Below are 20256 nucleotides of genomic sequence, written 5' to 3'. Positions count from 1 at the left end.
TACTAATCAAATACCCGACTGAACTCGTTGACACTGATTTTAACAGGTTCAACCATGAACTCCGGACGGTTATAGCTCTTCAGAAGGCTGGTATGCAGTTCTGGGTCTTCCTGAGGCAAAAGGAAGGCTTTCTCTACTTTCCCGTTGTTGAAATAGGCAAAATAGACACGGCTGTAGTTGTCATCGTCACGACGACTGGCACACATGATCCAATGCCCGTTGCTCGACCATGAGGGGTAACTGTCAGAATAGCCGTCGCTGTTTAGCTTCGAAAGATCGATAGCCGTCGAGGTCTCTCTGGTGAGGGCAATGCCAGCATACTGATCCATCGGGATACAGACAATGTCGGCATCATGGTGCCTGCTATGGAAACAGCCATACTGGCCCAAGGCAAACAGCAGATAGCGACCGTCGGGACTGATGCGTGGCAAGGTAACACTCTTGTCAGCGGAGGCGGCGTCGTAGACGAGTTCCTCATCGCCAAACTCGTGCGATGTCAGATCGAACGCACGGCGATAGAGGTTGTATTGTATCTTCGGGTAGGTGGATCTGATATCTTTGTCGCGTAACTCCTCAGGAAGCGGAACAGACTTGCAGTAATAGAGATATTTGCCGTCTGGCGACCATGTTGGATACACTTCCAAAAGGTCGGGGTCGTTGCTGACAATGCTCACAGAGTCGGTCTCCACATCGTAAAGAATCATGTCGCTGGCGAGATCGTAAACTTCAATCTTATTGGGGTTTAACGTATGGAATCCTTGCCGAGTCTGGTTGGTCGAAAAGGCTATCAACTTGGCCGTAGGGTGCCAAGCCGGATAGACACCCGAAGAGATGGTGTAGTCGCGCTTCAGATCTACTTTTGAGATCTTACCATCGTTTACAATCACAGTGCCACTATTGGAGAGACGCACATGGAAGAGCATGTTGTCGGTCTTGTAGTTTTGATAGCTGTGGCAATTGATGCACTGGCCTTTCTCCTTATCATTGCACGTAATCTCGTTATTGAAGATCTGTGTCTCTTCGAATGAAGTAAGGTTGCGCTGGGCTATCTCCATGAAACTCCAAGCGACATACGATGGCTCGATGAGGCGATACGATAAATAATCGTCGATGGGGTCTTTGGCGACATGAATTTCGAACGGACTGAACGATAGCCATTCGTCCTTTTTCTGTCCCCAAACCTCTACTTTTATGCTCTTACCCTTTGAGGCTTGAAGCATATCGTGCCATTCCGACTCGGGAATCTGTACCTTCACGCCACTGCCATAGGTCTGTTGCTGGCCATCGGGAGTAGTAAGACGTGCGATACATGCTTCGTACTCGCCAGCCGGGAGCATGAAGTTGAGTGGCGCAATATTGCATGGCACGGTGACATCGCAGTAATCGGGGAATATGGTTGGCTGGCACTTGACCTCTTTGGATGAGGAAGGTACTGCAGGGTGATTCACACACGATGATAAGAGTAGTACAGCAACAGCCAGAAACTGAAGATAAGAGTGAATATATCTTTTCATGATTTTCTTGGGTTTAATTACGTTTCCATTCCAGATAAACATATTAGTAAATCTTTCTTCCGAAGATGTTATACCACCAGTAGGTATCTCCCCATTCTTCGCGCATCATTTCTCCAGCCTCTTCAAATTTCATGCCAGGCTTTGCAAGTTTTTCTAAGGATCCCCAGAACTGTTTGTAGTGGTCGTATATAGATTGCTCTACAGGAAGTATCATGCGTTTTTCTTCAGGTGATTTGTCCATATACATGATATAAGCTTCTTGTGCATGTAAAGGGAATTTCTCATTCATGTGTAGCTTTACATAGTTGCGCATTGATGCCCAAAAGCGACGAGAGTCGCAGCGTAACATGGCATAGAGTAATGCTTGTTCTGAAGCCACTTTACTATCGGATTCGTACCATAGACTGATACCATTGACAATATAGCTATCGCTGTTCTCAACACCAGTAAGTTCATCAGGATAGCATTTTTGCAGTTCCTTTATCTTTTCAGTGACCGGAACTGGTTGCCAGTTGCTGTAAAACGGGTGATGATGCAATAGGGTAGTATAACGTTCTACTAGTTTCTGATCTCCGGTGGCCAGAGCACATCGGGAGAGCATTTTCAGGTAGAAAGGTGAAAAGCCTGCCTGTATGGCATTTTCAAAACTCAGACGGATGGCTTCATTCATCATGCCGTAGTTGTAATAGACTAGAGGCGAGGCGATGTCCAGAAGGCTGACGTGGAGCGAATCAGGGTTGGTGATATTCTCACCATCATTGCCTAATTTGAATGAACGGTCGAGTAAGCCGCCCTCGTTCATCAGGGCAATATTCTTGAGAAAGACCATCGTGCGGGTTGGCTTCTTGGTCTCTTCTGCCATGCGAAGAACCTCCTTCCAGTTGTCACCGGAAGCATAGCGCACCATGCGCATTTCATCAATATAGTTCCGATCATGGAACATGAGTGACGAAGTAAAGATGATGCCAGCAACAGCACACAACACAGGCGTGAGCTTCTTAGCCAAGAGGCGGCCACACAGCGGTATAAGTATAGAGATAGCGCCAAGTGCCCAGAATGGGATTGAGAGTCGCGCGCTACTGTCGAGTGGCGTTACGAAGCGAGGCATGCCTGCCAGCATGACATTGTCGAACTTGAGATTGGAATAGAACTGTGTGTGCCAAATGCTGGCGGTAAAGACAAGTAATACGATGCCAACCAACTCACGCCAGGTGGGTTTTTCGCTAAGCGCTAAACATAGTATGAATAGCAGGGCAAACCATCCAAGCACAGGATAGATGCAGAAAGCTAGCAGATACCAGACAATATGCCATTTACGTGGGGTACTGCGTGCTGCCCACAAGAACAGCAACATGATCAGATAACCTATCGACTGTGAGAACCAATAGCCCCTGATAGGGAGGATATAAATCCAATAGCCTAAATCGACAATTGACGTGAGCAGACAGGCTACAGGCAAGAGCATCAGCGCGGAGGCGCTTCCCTGTAACCGGAAAGCCTTGGCTCCCACATAGAAAATGAGCGTCCAAATAGCAACTAGCACACCAGCACCCAAGGCAGGATGGCAGAATAGTTGTGTAAACCATGCTCCCACATACTGTATCAGTCCAAAGGGCTTTTGCATGAGCGTGTGGAAGAAAGGGGTGCCGAAAAGGAATTCGGAACGGTCGTGTACCGTATAGAATACCTCTTGATTGATGTATAATATATATACAACAAATGAAATGAAAGCCAATAGACTTACATAGAGGATGGCACTAGATACATTGTTTTTTTTCATCATCTTTTTTGCTATAAAAGGCTGACTCAATTAAATGAGTCAGCCTATTATTAATTATACCACTTAGGAATGATTATTCCTCATAGTAAACTGAATTGATGGTACATGAACCAGAAACGATCATGAACTGAAGGTCTCTAGCTTCGCCACCGTTACCCTTAGCACAATGCTTTGCAATCTCTTCGGTGAGAGGAATCTCCAGCAAACCATTGGGAACTGGCATCGGGTGATCGTTGGTGTCATAATAGAAAGCACTCCACCAACCATTCATAATCTTCATTGTACAATCGTCACTAGCATCTGAGACATCCATGATAAGTGTCTTGAAGCCCCAATACACATCATCAGAAAGATATGGGAAATGCTGACCCTCGCTATCACTGAAACGCATAGCAGATGCATCCCAAGAACCAGGGCTGAATGGCTTCTGCTCTTCATTGGCAGGATCACCATAGATGTAGAACTTCTGGAGCGGATCAGTGATCTCATCACATGTTACAGGGAAATCAGCTGTAAGCTCGGTGCCATCAGGACAAAGAGCAAAAAGCTTGACGGTATATGAACCAAGCTTCATCTTCTTAGAAGCAAAGTTACTGGTATAATCTTTTCCACCAATATTCCACTTTGCATTGACTGGCGCTGAGGTCCAGCAAGAAATTACATTGCCGTTCTTGCCACTGGCAGCCTTGTCAACAGTGACACTGGTCTTTGCCAGAAGCTCGTCAACAGTGATGTGACCGCCATTGCTGATATCTTCCTGGACAGGATCGCAGGCTACAAGCGCACATACTGCGGCAAAAAGCATAAATATCTTTTTCATATTGATTACTTATTTAAAACATTAATAAAGTACTTTATATTGAGTCTTAGGATCAGAAGCATCCCAACCAGGATTCTGAGTAAGCTTACCATCCATGAGGTTAATCTGCTTCTGAGGCTTTGCAACGAAACCGTTGGTCGCAATGTAACGCTCTGCCCAAGAGCAGGTCATGTGCTCCATGGTGCGCTTGTTACCCTTCTGCCCAAGGCAGACAATCTGCTTACCCTTCTGAGCCTGCAGAGCCTTAGGAGCGTATGAACTCTCGGTAGGATTGTTACCAGTCCAACGACGCATATCGTTGAAGCGGATACCCTCGAAAGCGAATTCCCAACGACGCTCGTCCTGAACAGCCTTCAGTGAGTAAGCTGTCTCAGGTACACCGGCGCGCTTCTGAACCTGGTTCATATATTGAGCATCACCAGTGAGCTCGGTCAGCATCAGAAGAACGTCAGAATAGCGCATCAGGTAGAAGTCCTCGAAGTGGTCACCCTGCATCTTGTTGGCGAGTGAACTGCTGTTATAACCTGGACACTTGGACCACCATGTATCGTTGTTTGCTTCGCAAGCGTCAAGATTGACCTCGGCATACTTCTTAACAGAATAGCCAGACTCCTCACAGTCATCCTTCTCATAGGTGTATCCTACAAGTTCATTATCCAAGTCAATCAGAGATGCCTTCTTGCGGAGATCCTCGTAATTGCCAGCTTTCTCAGCTGCAGTCCAGTCGTCCCAGATATTACATGAAGGAGTACCCTGGCCCCAACCTTGGTTGAATGGATAAGTCAGATTACGGTCACCATTCTGGTTGCTGGCACCATTGCGCAGTCCCCAGAATACTGAGATGTAGTTTGAATACATACGCTGAGCGTTATATGCACCACCGATATCCCAGCTAGAGGCATTCATAAACTGGATCTGGAAGATTTCCTCGGTGTTGCCGTTACCCATACCAGGCATATCGAAGCAGTTCTCACGCTTCATATCCTTGATGAACGCATAAGCATGGCCTTCACCGTCCTGAGCCTCATCCCAGAGCAGACTGTTAGAGTACTGCCAGAGTGAACGGAAGTCCTCACAGAGCTTGTAACCACCATTGGCAACAACGTCCTTCAGGTAGTTGACAACGTCGGCCTGAGAAAGAGAAGCTGCGGTGCAACCCTCCTGTTCTACAAGACTGATAGCAGGAGCAGAGCCAGAAGCCAGTTCGCTGACATTCTTATAGAAACCTGCCCAGAACATATAGGCACGAGCAATGAAAGACTCGGCCACGAATTTGTTGGCATGACCAGAACTCTTCTCTGTGCTCATCAAGTTCATACCAGAAACCATGTCTGAAAGAATCTGTGGGTAGATGACCTCCTCGGCACTTACCTCTTGCTCCATCTCCTCAGTAACAGTAGTAGAGGTAATCAGGGGGACATCACCAAACAACTGGGTGAGCCAGAGGTTATAGAGACCGCGCATGAAGTATGCTTCGCCGAGAAGTTGATTACGTCGAGTCTTCTCATTCTCTTTCCAGGGCACGTTGTCAATGGTCTCAATTGTGTTGTTGGCACGTTGAATACCACCATAAAGAAGTTTGAAAGGCTCTTCATACTGATCGACGCTCATCTCTACAAGATGATGGAGCGACTTTACCTTGTTGTCCTGCAGACCACCGCTACCGAAGCAGTTGTCTGACATTACCTCCCACCAGAAGAAAGGATTCTGGTTATCAGAGTCGCCGCCACCCATTACATTCATAATGCTATAGGTCGCTGCATTCAAGGCCTCAACATCTGCAGGCTTACCAGGGAAGGTTGCCTGAGTCATCTCTGTCACACGTGGATCTGTGTCCAGCATGTCGTTACAAGATGTAAACACAGTTGCTGACAAAACAGCTAACGATGATATAATATATTTCTTCATAACTTGTTGTCGAATTAGAATTTAATACTTGCACCAACCAAGAAAGTACGAGCTGGTGGGTATAGACCGAGGTCAATACCAGATGCCCAGTCTGATACATAAGCCGCATTACCAGATGAACCTACTTCTGGGTCGAGACCGGTGTAACCGGTGAATGTGTAGAGGTTCTGAGCCTGGACGTAGAATCGGAGCTGCTGGAACGGACAAGACTTCCAGATGTTCTTGAAGTCATAACCGAATGTTACAGTCTTGATCTTGAAGTAGTCGGCATCCTCCATGTAACGGATAGAGTTCCAGATAGTGTTCGAGTGACCATTACCAGAAATACGCGGCAGGAAGTTTGATGTGCCCTCACCATGCCAACGATTCAGGATGGTTGTATCGTAGTTCTGGTCGGGGTCATCACCGTATGAACGGTAAGAACGCATGATCTGCATGCCAAATGCACCGGCACCGTTTACAGCGAAATCAAAGCCCTTGTAGCTCAGACCGAGGTTGACACCAAGAAGGAAATTTGGGTTAGGATCACCAATCTCATGACGGTCACAAATGTCACCTTCTGCATAGGTAATCTTGCCATCACCATTCCAGTCGTCCCAGATGCAGTCACCAGGCTGTGCACCATCCCATGTCGGTTTGTCAAGTCCTGGATGACGCTGAAGTGACTCTGCGTTAGCGGCATTAATCTGCTCTTGATTCTGCCAGATACCGCTGTATGACATACCGTAGAAGTAACCCATGGGGTGACCTTCCTCCACACGGGAGATGAACTCTGTTCCCTGAGAGAGCACATTGGCAGGACCATTGAAATATCCGACATTATTATTGATCTTGGTTACCTCGTTCTTGTTGTATGCAAGGTTTACACCGACATTATAGCTGAAATCTTTGCCGAGCCTGTCATTCCAAGAGAGTGCGAGCTCAACACCAGTATTCTCAATTTGACCACCATTGATGGCTGCAGGAGGAGTTCCTAAGACGTACTTTCCAGTAGGTGTGACAAGCCAGTCCTTTGTCGACTTCTTATACCAGTCGAAGTTTACACCCAGACGGTTGTTGAGGAAGCGGGCATCGAAACCGAAGTCGAGCTGCTCAGAAGTCTCCCAAGTGAGGTTAGGATTGGGGGAGATGTTTGCATAAGCACCGACATTTGGTGTGCCGGCAACAGAAGAAGCCATGTCATTAGCGAATTTGTAACCACTATCGTTTGCTTTGCCAGACAAGGCAATTGTTGCAAGATGCATGTACTTGCCGACGCGGTTGTTACCATTCTGACCCCAAGATGCGCGGATTTTCAAGAAGTCTATCCAGCTCTTGGTACCCTCCATGAATTTCTCATTGGAAATTACCCAACCTGCAGATACAGACGGGAAGATACCCCAGCGCTTACCATCATTAAAGATACTTGAGCCATCATAACGCAAGGTCGCGGTGGCCATATAGGTCTCGTTGTAGTCCCAAGTAGCACGTCCGAACCAAGAAGCGAGATACTCTTCATCATCAGGTTTGCCAATCAGAGAAGAAGTAGGAGCACCACTGTCAAGTTTGATGTTGCTCAGCCATGCAGAATCCCAACCTCTCAGTGTTGCGAGCTGCTTGCCGTATTCCACCTGATTAGATCCCTCAATCCTGTTACTCCAAGCAGTGCTCTCGAAACTCTGACCTGCCATCACGCTGATCTTATGTCCATTCAGAATGGGGAGATCGTAAGTCAGAGTGTTTTCAATGGAGAAATGGCTGTTCATCCAACTGCTCTGGTTGACATTATAAGTGTTAACGATAGCAGAACCCTCTGCCGGAGCGCGTGGTATACCAAAGCCACGGTATGCGCCAGCTCCCCAGTTGTAGTTGAACTGAGAACGGAATCTCAGACCCTTGATAGGCTGAATGGTGATGAAAGCTGTGGCGCTGGCATTGAGGTTACGGCTCTCTGACATAGAGTTGAATCCACCCTTAGAGAGGTTCTCCCAGGGGTTGTTGAACATAGAAGGATTCCAACCTTGGCCATAAGAGGGGGTGCCGTCAGGGTTCTGATAAGCATAGATGTCACCGTTGTCAGCAAACTGCGGCATAAGTGGAGAAGTCTGAAGCAGGCTGTGGATATAGCTCCAATACATGCCATCTTCTGCCAAGGAATGATCCTTGGTGTAGCCGATAGAGATGTTCTCACCAATGGTGATGGCATCAAAATCCTTGGCCTTCAGAAGCACGTGGTCGCTATTGATACGGATGGTGTGGCGGTTGTAGTAAGAGGCTTTGTCGGCACCCATGATACCGTCATTACCAGTATAGGTGTAAGACATAGCGAACTTAGAACGATCTGTACCACCGGTCAAAGTTACAGAATGATTCTGCTGAATGGCATTCTTGTTGGTGAATACATCCCACCAGTCGGTGCCTTCCCAACCGCCTTTAACCTTGTCGAGAATTGCCTGTGGCACATAATCTGCCCAATTAAGTTTGGCACCTGACACATTGAAGTTGTACTCGTCATAGATGGTCATGTACTGCTGAGCATTGAGAAGCTGTGGGCGCTTGTAAACATTAGACCAACCCATAGCACCATTGTAGGTGAGCTCCACCTTGCCTGCCTTACCCTGCTTGGTTGTCACGAGGATAACGCCGTTGGCAGCACGAGAACCGTAGATGGCAGCCGATGCAGCATCCTTCAGGACGTCGATGCTCTCGATGTCGTTCGGGTTAATGCCGTCAAGGTTACCTCCTGCGACACCATCAATCACGTAAAGAGGTTTTGAATCACCATTGGTACCGATACCACGGATGTAAACCTTGTAGCCCTTACCAGGCTGTGTAGATGACTGGGTGATCTGCACACCAGGCGTGCTTGACTGCATAGCCTCGAGTGCGTTGGTGGTGTTCAGTTTGGCGATGTCTTCACCTTTGACCTGAACGGTAGCACCAGTCACCAATTTTTTCTTCATTGTACCGTAACCTACGACAACCACTTCGTCAAGCAGAGCGTTGTCGTCCTTCAGTGTGATCTGGAAGTTGTCCTGATTGCCAACTTTGATCTCCTGAGTCTCGTAACCGACGTACGAAATGACGATCGTAGCGCCAGGCGTTACACTGAGAGTAAAGTTTCCGTCGAAATCGGTAATCACACCGTTTCCGGTCTTACCTTTTTCAACTACGCTAGCTCCGATAACGGGGCCCTGAGCGTCGACTACAGTACCTGTAATCTTCTTCGTTGCCTGCTGAATCTCCTGAGGAGCTCCTGCGGCGTAGGCATTCGAAGAGTAACCAAGACCAAACATAGCCATGGCACTCATCAGCAGCGCTGTCTTTCTAAATTTTCGATTCATACTTAAGTATTTTCAATATGTTAAATTGGTTTGTAATGAATACAAATAGGTTTTGAGCGGAAGCAATTGCTTCCTGGTAATATATTGCCTACTCGGCGGATGTCCAGTTCGGCGCTATAAACGGCCAGAATAGTGAATTTCCGTTGAGATCGGTGATGGCACCATTGTCGGAGCCCTGCATTCTAGTGATTTAAAATTCCACATAATTAATTAATTAGTTAGGTAATTGTTATGATAATGTAGATTGGAAATATCTTCTCTTGCGTCAAACCCGTCACGGTGCCCGCTAAGCGAATGCAAATATATTATAAAATTAACACTGTGACTTTGTGATTTGTAACGCGGACTTTGCAGATGTCGTGTTAAGGGGCAAAATGTTACACCAGACAAAGTTTCTGCTACATATGCGGATAATAATCCCTTCTCGGACGTAGTGCGCGACAAGGCATTTCTTATATTATATAATAAATAAGGTGTAAAATGGTCTTTTTGCTTGTTTCTTTTGATGGGATTTGTTACATGACATTTCATGGGTGAAATAGACTTTAATGTTAATTGGCTTGTTTTAGTATGTGATAGTCTGCCAAGAGTGTAAATAGGTTTAAATATTCTCTGTTTTCAAGACTTATCCCCAAAAAATGGGCCGTCGTCGTGAAAAAAAAGGGGAAAAAGTTCATGTTACCAGATGTAAAAAACATGCAACACTTTACAAATGAAAGTTAAATAAATAGGGTTACCTTTGCAAGCAACCTGAAACGAATAAAACGAGAGATAGTATTATCTTATTAACAACAATCAATTATCTAATTAACTATTATGTGGAAATTTAAATCACTACAAAAGCCGTTAGTGTTTCTGTTCCTGCTCTGTTTGTTCCCTCTGGGAGCTATGGCTCAGAGCGTCATTAAGGGAACGGTGAATGATGAAACAGGTGAGCCGATTATTGGTGCTAGTGTGAGAGTACAGGGAACCAAGGTTGGCGGTATCACAGACCTTGATGGTAAATTCAGCGTTCAGGCTGACAAGAACGCCACATTGGTCGTCTCTTACATCGGTTACACCACTGAGACTGTGAAGTTGGCAGGTCGTAACAACATTACAGTAACACTTAAAGTAGATGCTCAGACATTGAACGACATCGTGGTTATCGGTTACGGTGTTCAGAGAAAGAGCGACTTGACCGGTTCTGTAGGCTCTGTGAAGGGCGAAGATCTGAAGAACCTGTCGACCAACGATGCTGCCGCAGCCCTTCAGGGTAAGGTTGCTGGTGTGAACGTTATCACAAACGGTTCTCCTGGAAGTGGCGCCGATATCCGCATCCGTGGTATATCGTCTAATTCAGGAGACCTTAGCCCATTGTATATCGTTGACGGACTTAAGGTGACCAGCATCCAGTATCTGGATCCTCAGGTGATCGAGTCTATCGAAGTCCTGAAAGATGGTGCTTCTGCAGCTATCTATGGAGCCGAGGCAGGTAATGGTGTCGTTCTCGTTACCACCAAGAAGGGTGAAGAGGGCAAGGTGTCTGTCAACTACACAGCTCGTGCTACTTTGCAGAACTACACCAGACGTCCTTTGATGGGACGCGACGACTTCCTGAAGTACATGACCTATGAGTATGGTGCTGAAGATGTCAGTGCAAGACTTAAGGACAATGACTACAGTCATCCAGATTACGCTGGCGGTGTCATCGATCAGGACTGGATCGACGCTTATATCGAGCCCACATGGAGCACGCAACATACGGTGAGCGTCTCTGGTGGTAATACGAAAGGACATTTCTTTACTGCCCTTAATTTTGTACATCAGAATGGTGTTGTAAGGGGTGACAAAGACGTTTATAAGCGTGCTTCTGCCCAGATCAACGCCGATTACAATGTTTATAAGTGGTTGCAGGTAGGTACAAACACGAGCATCGAGAAGTGGGACACCAAGAGCGTGTCGCAGCGTTCGTATGGTTCTTCGTTCGAGCAGATGATCCAGATGGATCCTCTGACTCCTGTCTATTGGACAGAGATTTCTCAGATGCCTGATAAATTCAGGACACAGTTGGAGGCTTATGAGAATGGAACTTCTAATCAAAAGCTTTTCCGTGACAGTCATGGATGGTTCGCTAACACCATGTATTCCGATATGGAGGGTAGCCCCTTTGCTAAGCGTGACGCGACCGATGGTACCAATGGTGGTTTCAACGTCAATGGAAACTTCTTTGCAAACTTGACGCCTCTTAAGGGATTGACTATTACATCACGCTTCGGTTATCGCCTCAACTATAGCAACCAGCATACGTATAGCGCTCCTTTCTATGTGGGTGACCGTGGTAGTCAGGCAACCTATTCGATGGCTGCTAACACCAATACTGGTTGGTACTATCAGTGGGAGAACTTTGCCAACTATAATAAGACTATTGGCAAACATAACCTTACTCTGATGGCCGGTATGGCTTATTATGAGAGACACAAGGACGACTCGTCTATCAGTGTTTCAGGTTCAGACATTCTTCCGTCGTACGAGCCCAACTTCCGCTATATTGGATATGCGAAAGATGATGTTCCTCGGAAAACCGACAATAAGCCAAGCGTACACACCAATATGGCTTACTATGGTCGTCTGACTTATAACTACGACAACCGCTACCTCTTCCAGGCCAATTTCCGTGCCGATGCTTTTGATACGTCAAAGCTTCCGAAGGGCGATAACCGTTGGGGTTACTTCCCCTCATTCTCTGTAGGTTGGACCATCAGCAATGAGAAGTTCTTCAAGGATAATGTCTCGTCTGATGTCGTTTCTTTCTTGAAGCTCCGTGCTTCTTGGGGACGTAATGGTAATATCAACGTGTTGAATAATTACCCCTATACCGCAGGTATTTCGAAAGGTGGCAGCTGGTACCAGTATCATGTCGATCAGGTTGGTACCACGTACGGATCTAAGCCCGACAAACTGGCGAACCCCGACCTGAAATGGGAGGTGTCTGAGCAGACCGACCTGGGTGTCGATGCCCGTTTCCTGAGAAACAGACTGTCTCTTGCTGCTGTTTTCTATAACAAACGCACCAGGGATCAGCTTCATAGCGTGAATGTTCCTTCTGAGTTGGGCTTCACATCAGTGACAGCTAACCGCGGTGAGGTACTGAACAGAGGTCTCGAGCTTGAACTTGGTTGGAAGGACCGCATTGGTGATTTCAGTTACTCTATTAATGCTAACCTTACAACAGTTCACAACGATGTGCTCTCTATGGGAGGTGCAACCCCAGAATATAAATCAGATGCCAGCTCAACCAACTACCAGATTCAGACGGTCTTCGAGGAAGGACACACCGTTTGGCACTTCTATGGTTATATTTATGAGGGTGTTGACGCTGACGGAGCTCCTAAATTCAAGGATCTGAGCGGTGATGGTAATCTCGGAACCGATGATATGACTGATATCGGTCGGACATCGCCGTCATTCCTGTACGGCTTGAATATCAATCTGGCTTGGAAGGGCTTCGACTTTATGCTTAATGGTTATGGACAGGGTGGTAACAAGATTATTCCGGTACTCCACCGCACTGGTTACAAGAACGGCCTGAAGTACTATCTTGAGAATGCCAGGACACCGGAGAATCCGGGTGGTTCTCTTCCGCATCCTGAGAAGATCCTCAGTCCTGATAAGGAGTTCTGGTCTTCTACCGGTAATATGTTCAAGGGCGACTACTTCCGTATCAAGCAGTTGCAGTTAGGTTATACGATTCCTTCTAAGATTACGAAGAAAGCGTTGATCAATAACCTCCGTGTGTATGTATCACTCGACGACTTCTTCACCATCACCAGCTATCCTGGTCTGGATCCAGAGACGGCTACATCAGCTACGACAATAGCTCCTTCTGCTGTTGGTCTCGACTGGGGCTCATATCCAACCATGAAGAAGATGATTCTGGGTGTAAATGTGACATTCTAATTTAATGCAAAACAAAATGAAAAAGATAATAATCCCTACATTGTTCGTGTTCGCGCTGGGCTTGGTCTCCTGCGAAGACAAACTTGATATTGCTCAGAAGGGTACAGTCAGTACCCTGAACTACTATGCCTCCGATGCGGATGCAGAAGAGTGCCTTGCCAATATGTACGCCAGCTTCGTTCAGAACGTGGCAGGCTCTGAAGGTATTGATAACCCGGAGCAGGTCATCATCAACTACGCGGCCGACGATATCCTGGCGGCTGGTGGTAACAAGGCCGACCATATCGCATTCCGTGTATTCGATGAGTTCACATACAACCCGACCAACGGAACCCTGAAGGAGTGCTACAACCGTTATGTCACTGCTATCTACAGCGCTAACCTTGTGATCTCTAATTTCACCACAGAGAACCGTGATGGTGCAGAGCCTAAATATACCAGCAAAGTCACGGAAAGATGTGTGGCCGAGGCTCGTGTCATGCGTGCATACATCCACATGATGATGGCCATCCTGTGGAACCGTCCTGCAATCCTTGACCATCTGTTGCAGCCCGATGAACTGCCTAAGCAGGCTGAGAGTCAGGAACAGGTGTTTGAATGGGTTATTGCTGAGTGTGAGAAAGCCATCAGCTCCGGTTTCCTGCCCAAGCGTAATGGTATTGAAGATAAGGACGCCACGGCTCGTATGTCCGTTGGTTTCGCGCAGTTCGTAGCCGGTAAGGCTGCTATGTTCGCCAACGATCCCGCTACCGCTCGCAAGTATCTGGGTGACCTCATCAAGTCTGGTGACTACAAACTCGTTCCTACCGATGAGTATTGGACTAACTTCCATGTAGCCGGCGACGGTAACAGTGAGAAGATCTTCGAGCCCAACTTCATCTATGACAATGCGGCTTCATTCTGGGATCAGGTATGGCGTAGCCGTTGGATGGTGGCCGACGTATTCTGCTGGCGTACCGATGCTCTGGCTTCTATGCCTGATGCTTGTTCGGCTGCAGGTTGGAATGGCGGTGCTATTCAGGAGGATTTCGCCAAGAAGTTCGTCGAGCATGACGGTAACTCTCCCCGTCGTCGTGCCTGCTTCCTGACCGAGGATGAGTGGCTCTACGAGATGGAGTGGAGCGGTTCAGAGTTTAACGACGGTACACTTGCTCAGAAGAAGACTGATCCCAACCGTGGTATCAAGGCTTCTACAGGTCTCTACAGTCATGGTCCATATTTCGAGTGGAAGCATATGTCATACAAAGTTCCACCAAGAATCCTGACTGGTGGTAAGGAGTATCCGAAAGACAGCGAGCCAGAGATTATGAGCAGCGCTTCGAACACGAAGAACTTCAATGTCGCTCGTTATGCAGAGGCTCTTCTGCTCTATGCAGAGGCTTGCATCGGTGCCGATGAGGCCGAAGGTCTGAAGGCTCTCAACGAGGTACAGGCTCGTTCTGGTTCTGGTAAGATCAGTTCTTCGCTCACTTTCGAGAATGTCATGGAAGAGAAGCAGTATGAGATGTGGTTCGAGAACTGCCGTTTCCCCGACCTCGTTCGCTGGGGTAAGCAGGGCAAGGTGAACCTCGATGATATCTTCAACAAGAGATACGGTGGCATCCACAAGCGTATACCTACTGTTTACGACGAGTTCTTTACCGAAGGTAAGAGCGAGCACAAGTTGTATACTAAGTATACCGAGGCCGACTATTATGACTTCTCAGATAAGTATATGTATCTGCCGTTCCCGCGCGACTGCCGTCTGGCCAATGGTATGAAGGAAGTTCTTGGTTGGGAATACCTGAACGAAGAAACCGAGGAGTCTGCAGAATAAAACATACTATTCAGAAATAGTATTCTGATTAGACACATTGTTTTGGTATTTTGGAGATGCCGCGTCGAGAGGACGCGGCATCTTTTTTCGTGTTCTTTTTTGCAAACAATTGCTAATTGTAACACGGTTTATTTTGAATGTAACAATTATTGACCCTTTCGTCGAAAGCTTTTGGACTATTTGGGAAAAATAAGTATTTTTGTGACTCAAAATTCTAACTTCTAACAAACAGATGAAGAAAAAACTTACTATTCTATTTCTGGGAGTGCCGCTATTGATGCAGGCACAGAATCCCGTCATCCGTGACCAATTTTCCGCAGACCCGACAGCGCGGGTGTTTAATAACAAGGTGTATCTTTACCCTTCGCACGACATCGTTCCTCCTGAAGGACAAAGGCAGGACTGGTTCTGTATGGCCGACTATCATGTGTTCTCTTCCGAGAACCTGACCGACTGGACAGACCATGGTGTCATTGTCACCCAGAACAAAGTTCCCTGGGTGAGACCTGACTCTTATTCGATGTGGGCGCCCGACTGCGTATACAGAAACGGCAAGTACTATTTCTATTTCCCATCTGCTCCTGCTGAAGGAAAGGGTTTTGGCTTTGGCATCGGTGTTGCGATAGCCGACAATCCGGAAGGCCCGTTCATTCCTGAACCAGAGCCCATCAAGGGCATCAACGGTATCGATCCGTGTGTTCTCCTGGCCTCTGACGGTAACGCTTATATATTCTGGGGTGCCGGCCGTTGTGCCAAGCTCAAGGACAATATGAAGGAACTGGCCGACGATACGCCTACAGAAAAGGTAAAGTGGGGCGACCGTGAGTTTGAGATGAAAGGCGTCAACTGTCTGAAAGGTCTGCCAAGTCGTCAGGCTGAAGGTCCGTTCGCTTTCGAATACAACGGCAACTATTATCTGACCTATCCTTATGTAAGAGAGAATACGGAGGTTCTCGGATATGCCATGAGTAAGAATCCGATGGGACCGTACGAGTACAAAGGACTTATCATGGCTGAGCACGACAACGGCTGTTGGACCAACCATCATAGCATCATCAACTATAAAGGTCAGTGGTACCTGTTCTACCATCGCAACCACCTCTCTCCGAATGACGATAAGCGCCGTTCTGTATGTATTGAGAAACTGTCTTTCAACGCCGACGGAACCATTCAGGAGGTGAAGCCGACCTTGCGTGGCGTCGGTATCAATCAGGCTACGGAGAAAATCGATGTAGACCGCTATAGTGCTGCCAGTGCTGATGTGACCGCACAACTCATTGATACGGTTAACACATTCCGTGGCTTTGAGGCTACGCTTCCGGTTAAGGGCAGCTGGATCAAGTATAATGATGTGAACTTCGACTGTATTGCCGACGGTTATGTGATTGTCAATGCCAAGGCAGCCGGGAATACCAAATTCTTTATCCGTGAGAAAACCGCCAACGGCAAGGTGATTGCTGAGGTGGACATGACTGTGAAGCCCGAGACACCTGCCGGAATGCCGGCCATGTTCCGTCGCGACTTCAGTAACCAGTGGCTTACGCTGACTGCTCCGCTGAACTACACACCGAAGGGCGTTACCGATCTGGTGATTACCTGTGAGGGTGAGGCTGGTGTCAGTGTCGACTGGGTTCTGTTCAAGAATCGTCCGAAGTATTTCTCGCCGGTGACGACTGCCGCTGCTCAGCCTGATGATGAGGGCTTCATCCGTCGTTGGATGCTCCTGGAGCCTATCGACAAGCCCAATAGTGGCAATACGGTCTTTACCGACAGCTATCTGCGTAAGCACTTCGGCATGGAGTACTTCAAGGGTCAGCAGACCATCGTACCGAAGAATGGTCAGAAGGTAAAGGTATCGTTTAAGCGCGAGGAGGTTCCCGCAGGCTTCGGTCGTGGCTTCGGTCAGCAGCAGGCTCCCGCAGAGCCAGTGATTAAGACCGTTAACCAGACGCTGACCTGGCACGCTCTCGACAGTGAGAACATGAACGTCAAGCTCTTCCGCTTTGCAGAGAAGTGGGGACAGCAGGTCTATGGCGTGCTCTTCTGGGCAGTCACCATCATCGACTGCGATGAGGATATCGAGAATGTCCGTCTGGCTGTAGGTTCCAACTCTGCCTCTATGTGGTGGCTCAATGGTGAGGAGGCTCTCCTGCTCTCTGGCGACCGTCGTATGGTGAAAGACGATGCCATGTCACCACGTCTTACCCTTAAGAAGGGTCGTAACATCCTGCGTGGTGCCATCATCAACGGCCCTGGCATGAGCGACTTCTGTGTTCGCTTCCTCGACGAAAAAGGTAACCCAGTAAAGAACTATTCAATCAAAGCACAATAAAATGAAAAAACTACATACACTTCTGGCGGCACTTGCCGTGACTGCTGCCGCCAATGCGCAGATAGGCGCTCCCTATATCCACGACCCCTCAACCATCGCAGAGTGCGAAGGCAAATACTACACCTTCGGCACTGGTGGCGGCGGTCTGATCTCTGAAGACGGCTGGACTTGGAACAGCGGTGCAGAGCGCCCTGGTGGCGGAGCAGCTCCCGATATCATCAAGATTGGTGACCGTTACCTCTGTATCTATGGTGCCACAGGTGGTGGCCTCGGTGGCGGTCACGCCGGTCGCATCCTTACCATGTGGAACAAGACACTTGATCCTAAGTCGCCCGACTTCAAATGGTCGGAGGCTGTCGAGGTCTGTGCTTCCGACGGTATGGAGGATCAGGACGCGATCGACCCGGGTATCTTACTCGATCCTACGACGGGTCGTCTATGGGTCAGCTATGGCACCTACTTCGGTACAATCCGTCTGATTGAGCTCGATCCGAAGACCGGTTTCCGTGTGAAGGGTAATAAGGAGAAGGATATCGCCATCGACTGTGAGGCTTCCGACCTGATCTACCGTGATGGTTGGTACTATCTGCTGGGTACCCACGGCACTTGCTGTGACGGCACGAACTCCACCTATAATATTGTGGTGGGGCGTTCACGCAGTGTGGAGGGACCGTATCTCGACAACGTAGGCCGTGACATGTATCATGGTGGTGGTAGAATGGTGATTGCCGCAGGCGACCGTAAGACTGGTGCCGGCCACTTTGGACGTACCATCATCGACGAGGGTGTCGAGGTGATGTCGTTCCACTGGGAGGCCGACTTCGACTTGAGCGGACGCTCTACACTGGCTATCCGTCCTCTGCTTTGGAAAAACGGCTGGCCCTATGGCGGCGATCAGTTCAAGGGCGGCACCTTCGAGATTGAGTCTGAACGTCGTGGCTATGCGCTGGAGCTTGCTGTCGATTTCGTCAGAATGCAGCAGGAACGTCAGGGTTGGTTCAATCGCAACCAGATGGAGCAGCCCGTCAAGCCTGTTGCTAACCAGACCTTGGAAGATGTGATCGGCACCTGGCCGGAGGGTGACATCCCCGCACGCATCGGCGACTATATGTTCCGTCCCCACCAGCGTTGGACCATCTCGCCTGTCGAGGGTAAGGGCGCCTACCTTGGAAATACCTACTTCAAGATTGTCATCGAGGGTACCGACCGTGCGCTGACTGCCACCGCCGACAAGGAGGTGACCACTGTTCCCGCCTATACTGGTGCCGACGAGCAGCTCTGGCGCATCGAACAGCTCACCGATGGTACTTTCCGTATCATGCCGAAGGTGATACCTGGTCAGGAGGGCATCAACAAGCGCTACTGTCTCTACTCTGCAGGTGATTCCACACCGACGCTTGCCGAGTACGACTTCAATAGTGATAATTCAAAGTGGAACTTCCGTAACCACTAAATGCAGGAAAAACGAAAAACGAGAGAGGGTGTCCCGACTTTTGGGACACCTTTTTTTTATCTTTGCATCCGTATGCTGACAGAAAAGACGATGGAAAAGCTGCGGATTCTCGCAGAGTCGGCGAAGTACGACGTCTCGTGCTCGTCGAGCGGCACCGTGCGCAAGGGCAAGCAGGGCATGGTGGGATCGACCGTCGGGGGTATCGGTATCTGCCACTCGTTTGCCGACGACGGCCGTTGTATCTCTCTGTTGAAGGTGATGCTGACCAACTACTGCATGTACGACTGTGCTTACTGTATCAACCGTCGCTCGAACGATATCCGTCGGGCCACGCTCTCCGTCAGCGAACTGGAGGAGATCACGATGGAGTTCTATCGTCGTAACTACATCGAGGGCTTGTTTCTTAGCAGTGGGATTGTGCGTAATCCCGACTATACGATGGAGCGGTTGACGGCCATCGCACGAGATCTGCGTACGGTACATCGCTTCAATGGCTATATCCACCTGAAGGCCATCCCCGGTGCCAGTCACGATCTGCTTGCCGAGGCCGGACGCTATGCCGACCGCATGAGTGTGAACATCGAGATTGCAGAGGAACGGTCGCTGAAGTTGCTCGCACCGGAGAAAGATCACCAGAGTGTGTTCCAGCCCATGCGCCTGATACAACAGGGGGTGCTGGAGAACAGGGAGGATCGTCGCCGTTTCCGTCATGTGCCCCGCTTCGTGCCAGCTGGACAATCGACACAGATGATCGTGGGAGCTACACAGGATACCGATCGTGACATCCTCACGATGTCGTCGGCACTCTACGGGCAACCGTCTATGCGACGTGTGTATTATTCGGGCTATGTCAGCGTAAACACCTATGACCCGCGACTGCCTAACCTCAAACAGCCACCGCTGGTACGAGAGAACCGTCTGTATCAGGCCGACTGGCTGTTACGCTTCTACCATTTCAAGGTCGAGGAGATTGTCGACGAGTGCCATGCGAACCTCGACTTGGAGGTTGACCCTAAGCTGGGCTGGGCATTGCGCCATCCTGAGGCGTTCCCCATCGACATCAACACGGCCGACTATGAGCAGTTGCTACGGGTGCCGGGACTGGGCACGAAATCCGCATGGCTCATCGTGAACTCCCGACGTTTCAACCGACTTACGTCGTACGACCTTAGGAAGATGGGAGTGGTGATGAAAAAGGCGAAGTATTTCATCACCTGTCATGAGCTGACCAGTGGCTATGCGATGCCTATCGTCGGTATTAACGAACTGCACCCAGAGCGGCTCCGTCCCTTGCTCATCTCCAAGACCCAACAGAAACGGGCGGCCGAGGAACGACAGTTGGAGCTGCCTTTTGAAGAAAACCCTCATTAA

General features: G+C 48.7%; 10 protein-coding genes and 1 pseudogene. 6 read left to right on the top strand and 5 right to left on the bottom strand.

Translation table 11 applies throughout. The features are described from left to right. Positions 1–2: 2 nt before the first annotated feature. The 5 genes from BMY63_RS11455 to BMY63_RS11435 all read right to left on the bottom strand — a co-directional run bounded on the left by BMY63_RS11455 (position 3) and on the right by BMY63_RS11435 (position 9345). Positions 3–1514 carry a TolB family protein gene (locus BMY63_RS11455; RefSeq protein ID WP_177178439.1) on the bottom strand — a complete coding sequence of 504 codons (1512 nt, stop codon included), beginning with the start codon at positions 1512–1514 and terminating at the stop codon, positions 3–5. Positions 1515–1557: 43 nt separating this feature from the next. Beyond that, complete coding sequence (locus BMY63_RS11450) at positions 1558–3297, bottom strand: DUF6057 family protein (protein ID WP_091900080.1); 1740 nt, start codon at positions 3295–3297, stop codon at positions 1558–1560. A 70-nt stretch (positions 3298–3367) separates the two neighbouring features. After that, positions 3368–4114 (bottom strand): hypothetical protein, encoded by a 747-nt coding sequence (locus tag BMY63_RS11445; RefSeq protein ID WP_091916911.1) that lies wholly within the window; start codon positions 4112–4114, stop codon positions 3368–3370. A gap of 21 nt (positions 4115–4135) precedes the next feature. After that, positions 4136–5956, bottom strand: coding sequence for a RagB/SusD family nutrient uptake outer membrane protein (locus BMY63_RS11440; protein WP_218141894.1), 1821 nt, complete (start codon positions 5954–5956; stop codon positions 4136–4138). An 80-nt stretch (positions 5957–6036) separates the two neighbouring features. Next, on the bottom strand, positions 6037–9345 hold the full coding sequence (locus BMY63_RS11435; protein ID WP_091900077.1) for a SusC/RagA family TonB-linked outer membrane protein: 3309 nt from the start codon (positions 9343–9345) through the stop codon (positions 6037–6039). Positions 9346–10161: 816 nt separating this feature from the next. Here BMY63_RS11435 and BMY63_RS11430 point away from each other — a divergent pair. The 6 genes and pseudogenes from BMY63_RS11430 to BMY63_RS11405 all read left to right on the top strand — a co-directional run bounded on the left by BMY63_RS11430 (position 10162) and on the right by BMY63_RS11405 (position 20256). Next, on the top strand, positions 10162–13284 hold the full coding sequence (locus BMY63_RS11430; protein WP_091900076.1) for a SusC/RagA family TonB-linked outer membrane protein: 3123 nt from the start codon (positions 10162–10164) through the stop codon (positions 13282–13284). A gap of 16 nt (positions 13285–13300) precedes the next feature. After that, positions 13301–15100, top strand: a complete 1800-nt coding sequence (locus tag BMY63_RS11425; protein ID WP_177178438.1) for a RagB/SusD family nutrient uptake outer membrane protein — start codon at positions 13301–13303, stop codon at positions 15098–15100. Positions 15101–15332: 232 nt separating this feature from the next. Further along, positions 15333–16211 (top strand): annotated as a pseudogene (locus BMY63_RS12540) (family 43 glycosylhydrolase); the annotation flags it as partial. A gap of 522 nt (positions 16212–16733) precedes the next feature. Next, entirely contained in the window at positions 16734–17432 is a 699-nt protein-coding gene (locus tag BMY63_RS12535; protein WP_369807709.1) for an acetylxylan esterase, read from the top strand. A gap of 1 nt (position 17433) precedes the next feature. Beyond that, positions 17434–18885, top strand: coding sequence for a family 43 glycosylhydrolase (locus tag BMY63_RS11410; protein WP_091916905.1), 1452 nt, complete (start codon positions 17434–17436; stop codon positions 18883–18885). A 72-nt stretch (positions 18886–18957) separates the two neighbouring features. Further along, positions 18958–20256, top strand: coding sequence for a putative DNA modification/repair radical SAM protein (locus tag BMY63_RS11405; RefSeq protein ID WP_091900073.1), 1299 nt, complete (start codon positions 18958–18960; stop codon positions 20254–20256).

Source organism: Prevotella aff. ruminicola Tc2-24, from assembly GCF_900110895.1.
Taxonomy (GTDB): domain Bacteria; phylum Bacteroidota; class Bacteroidia; order Bacteroidales; family Bacteroidaceae; genus Prevotella.
This window is presented reverse-complemented; position numbering and strand designations above follow the sequence as displayed.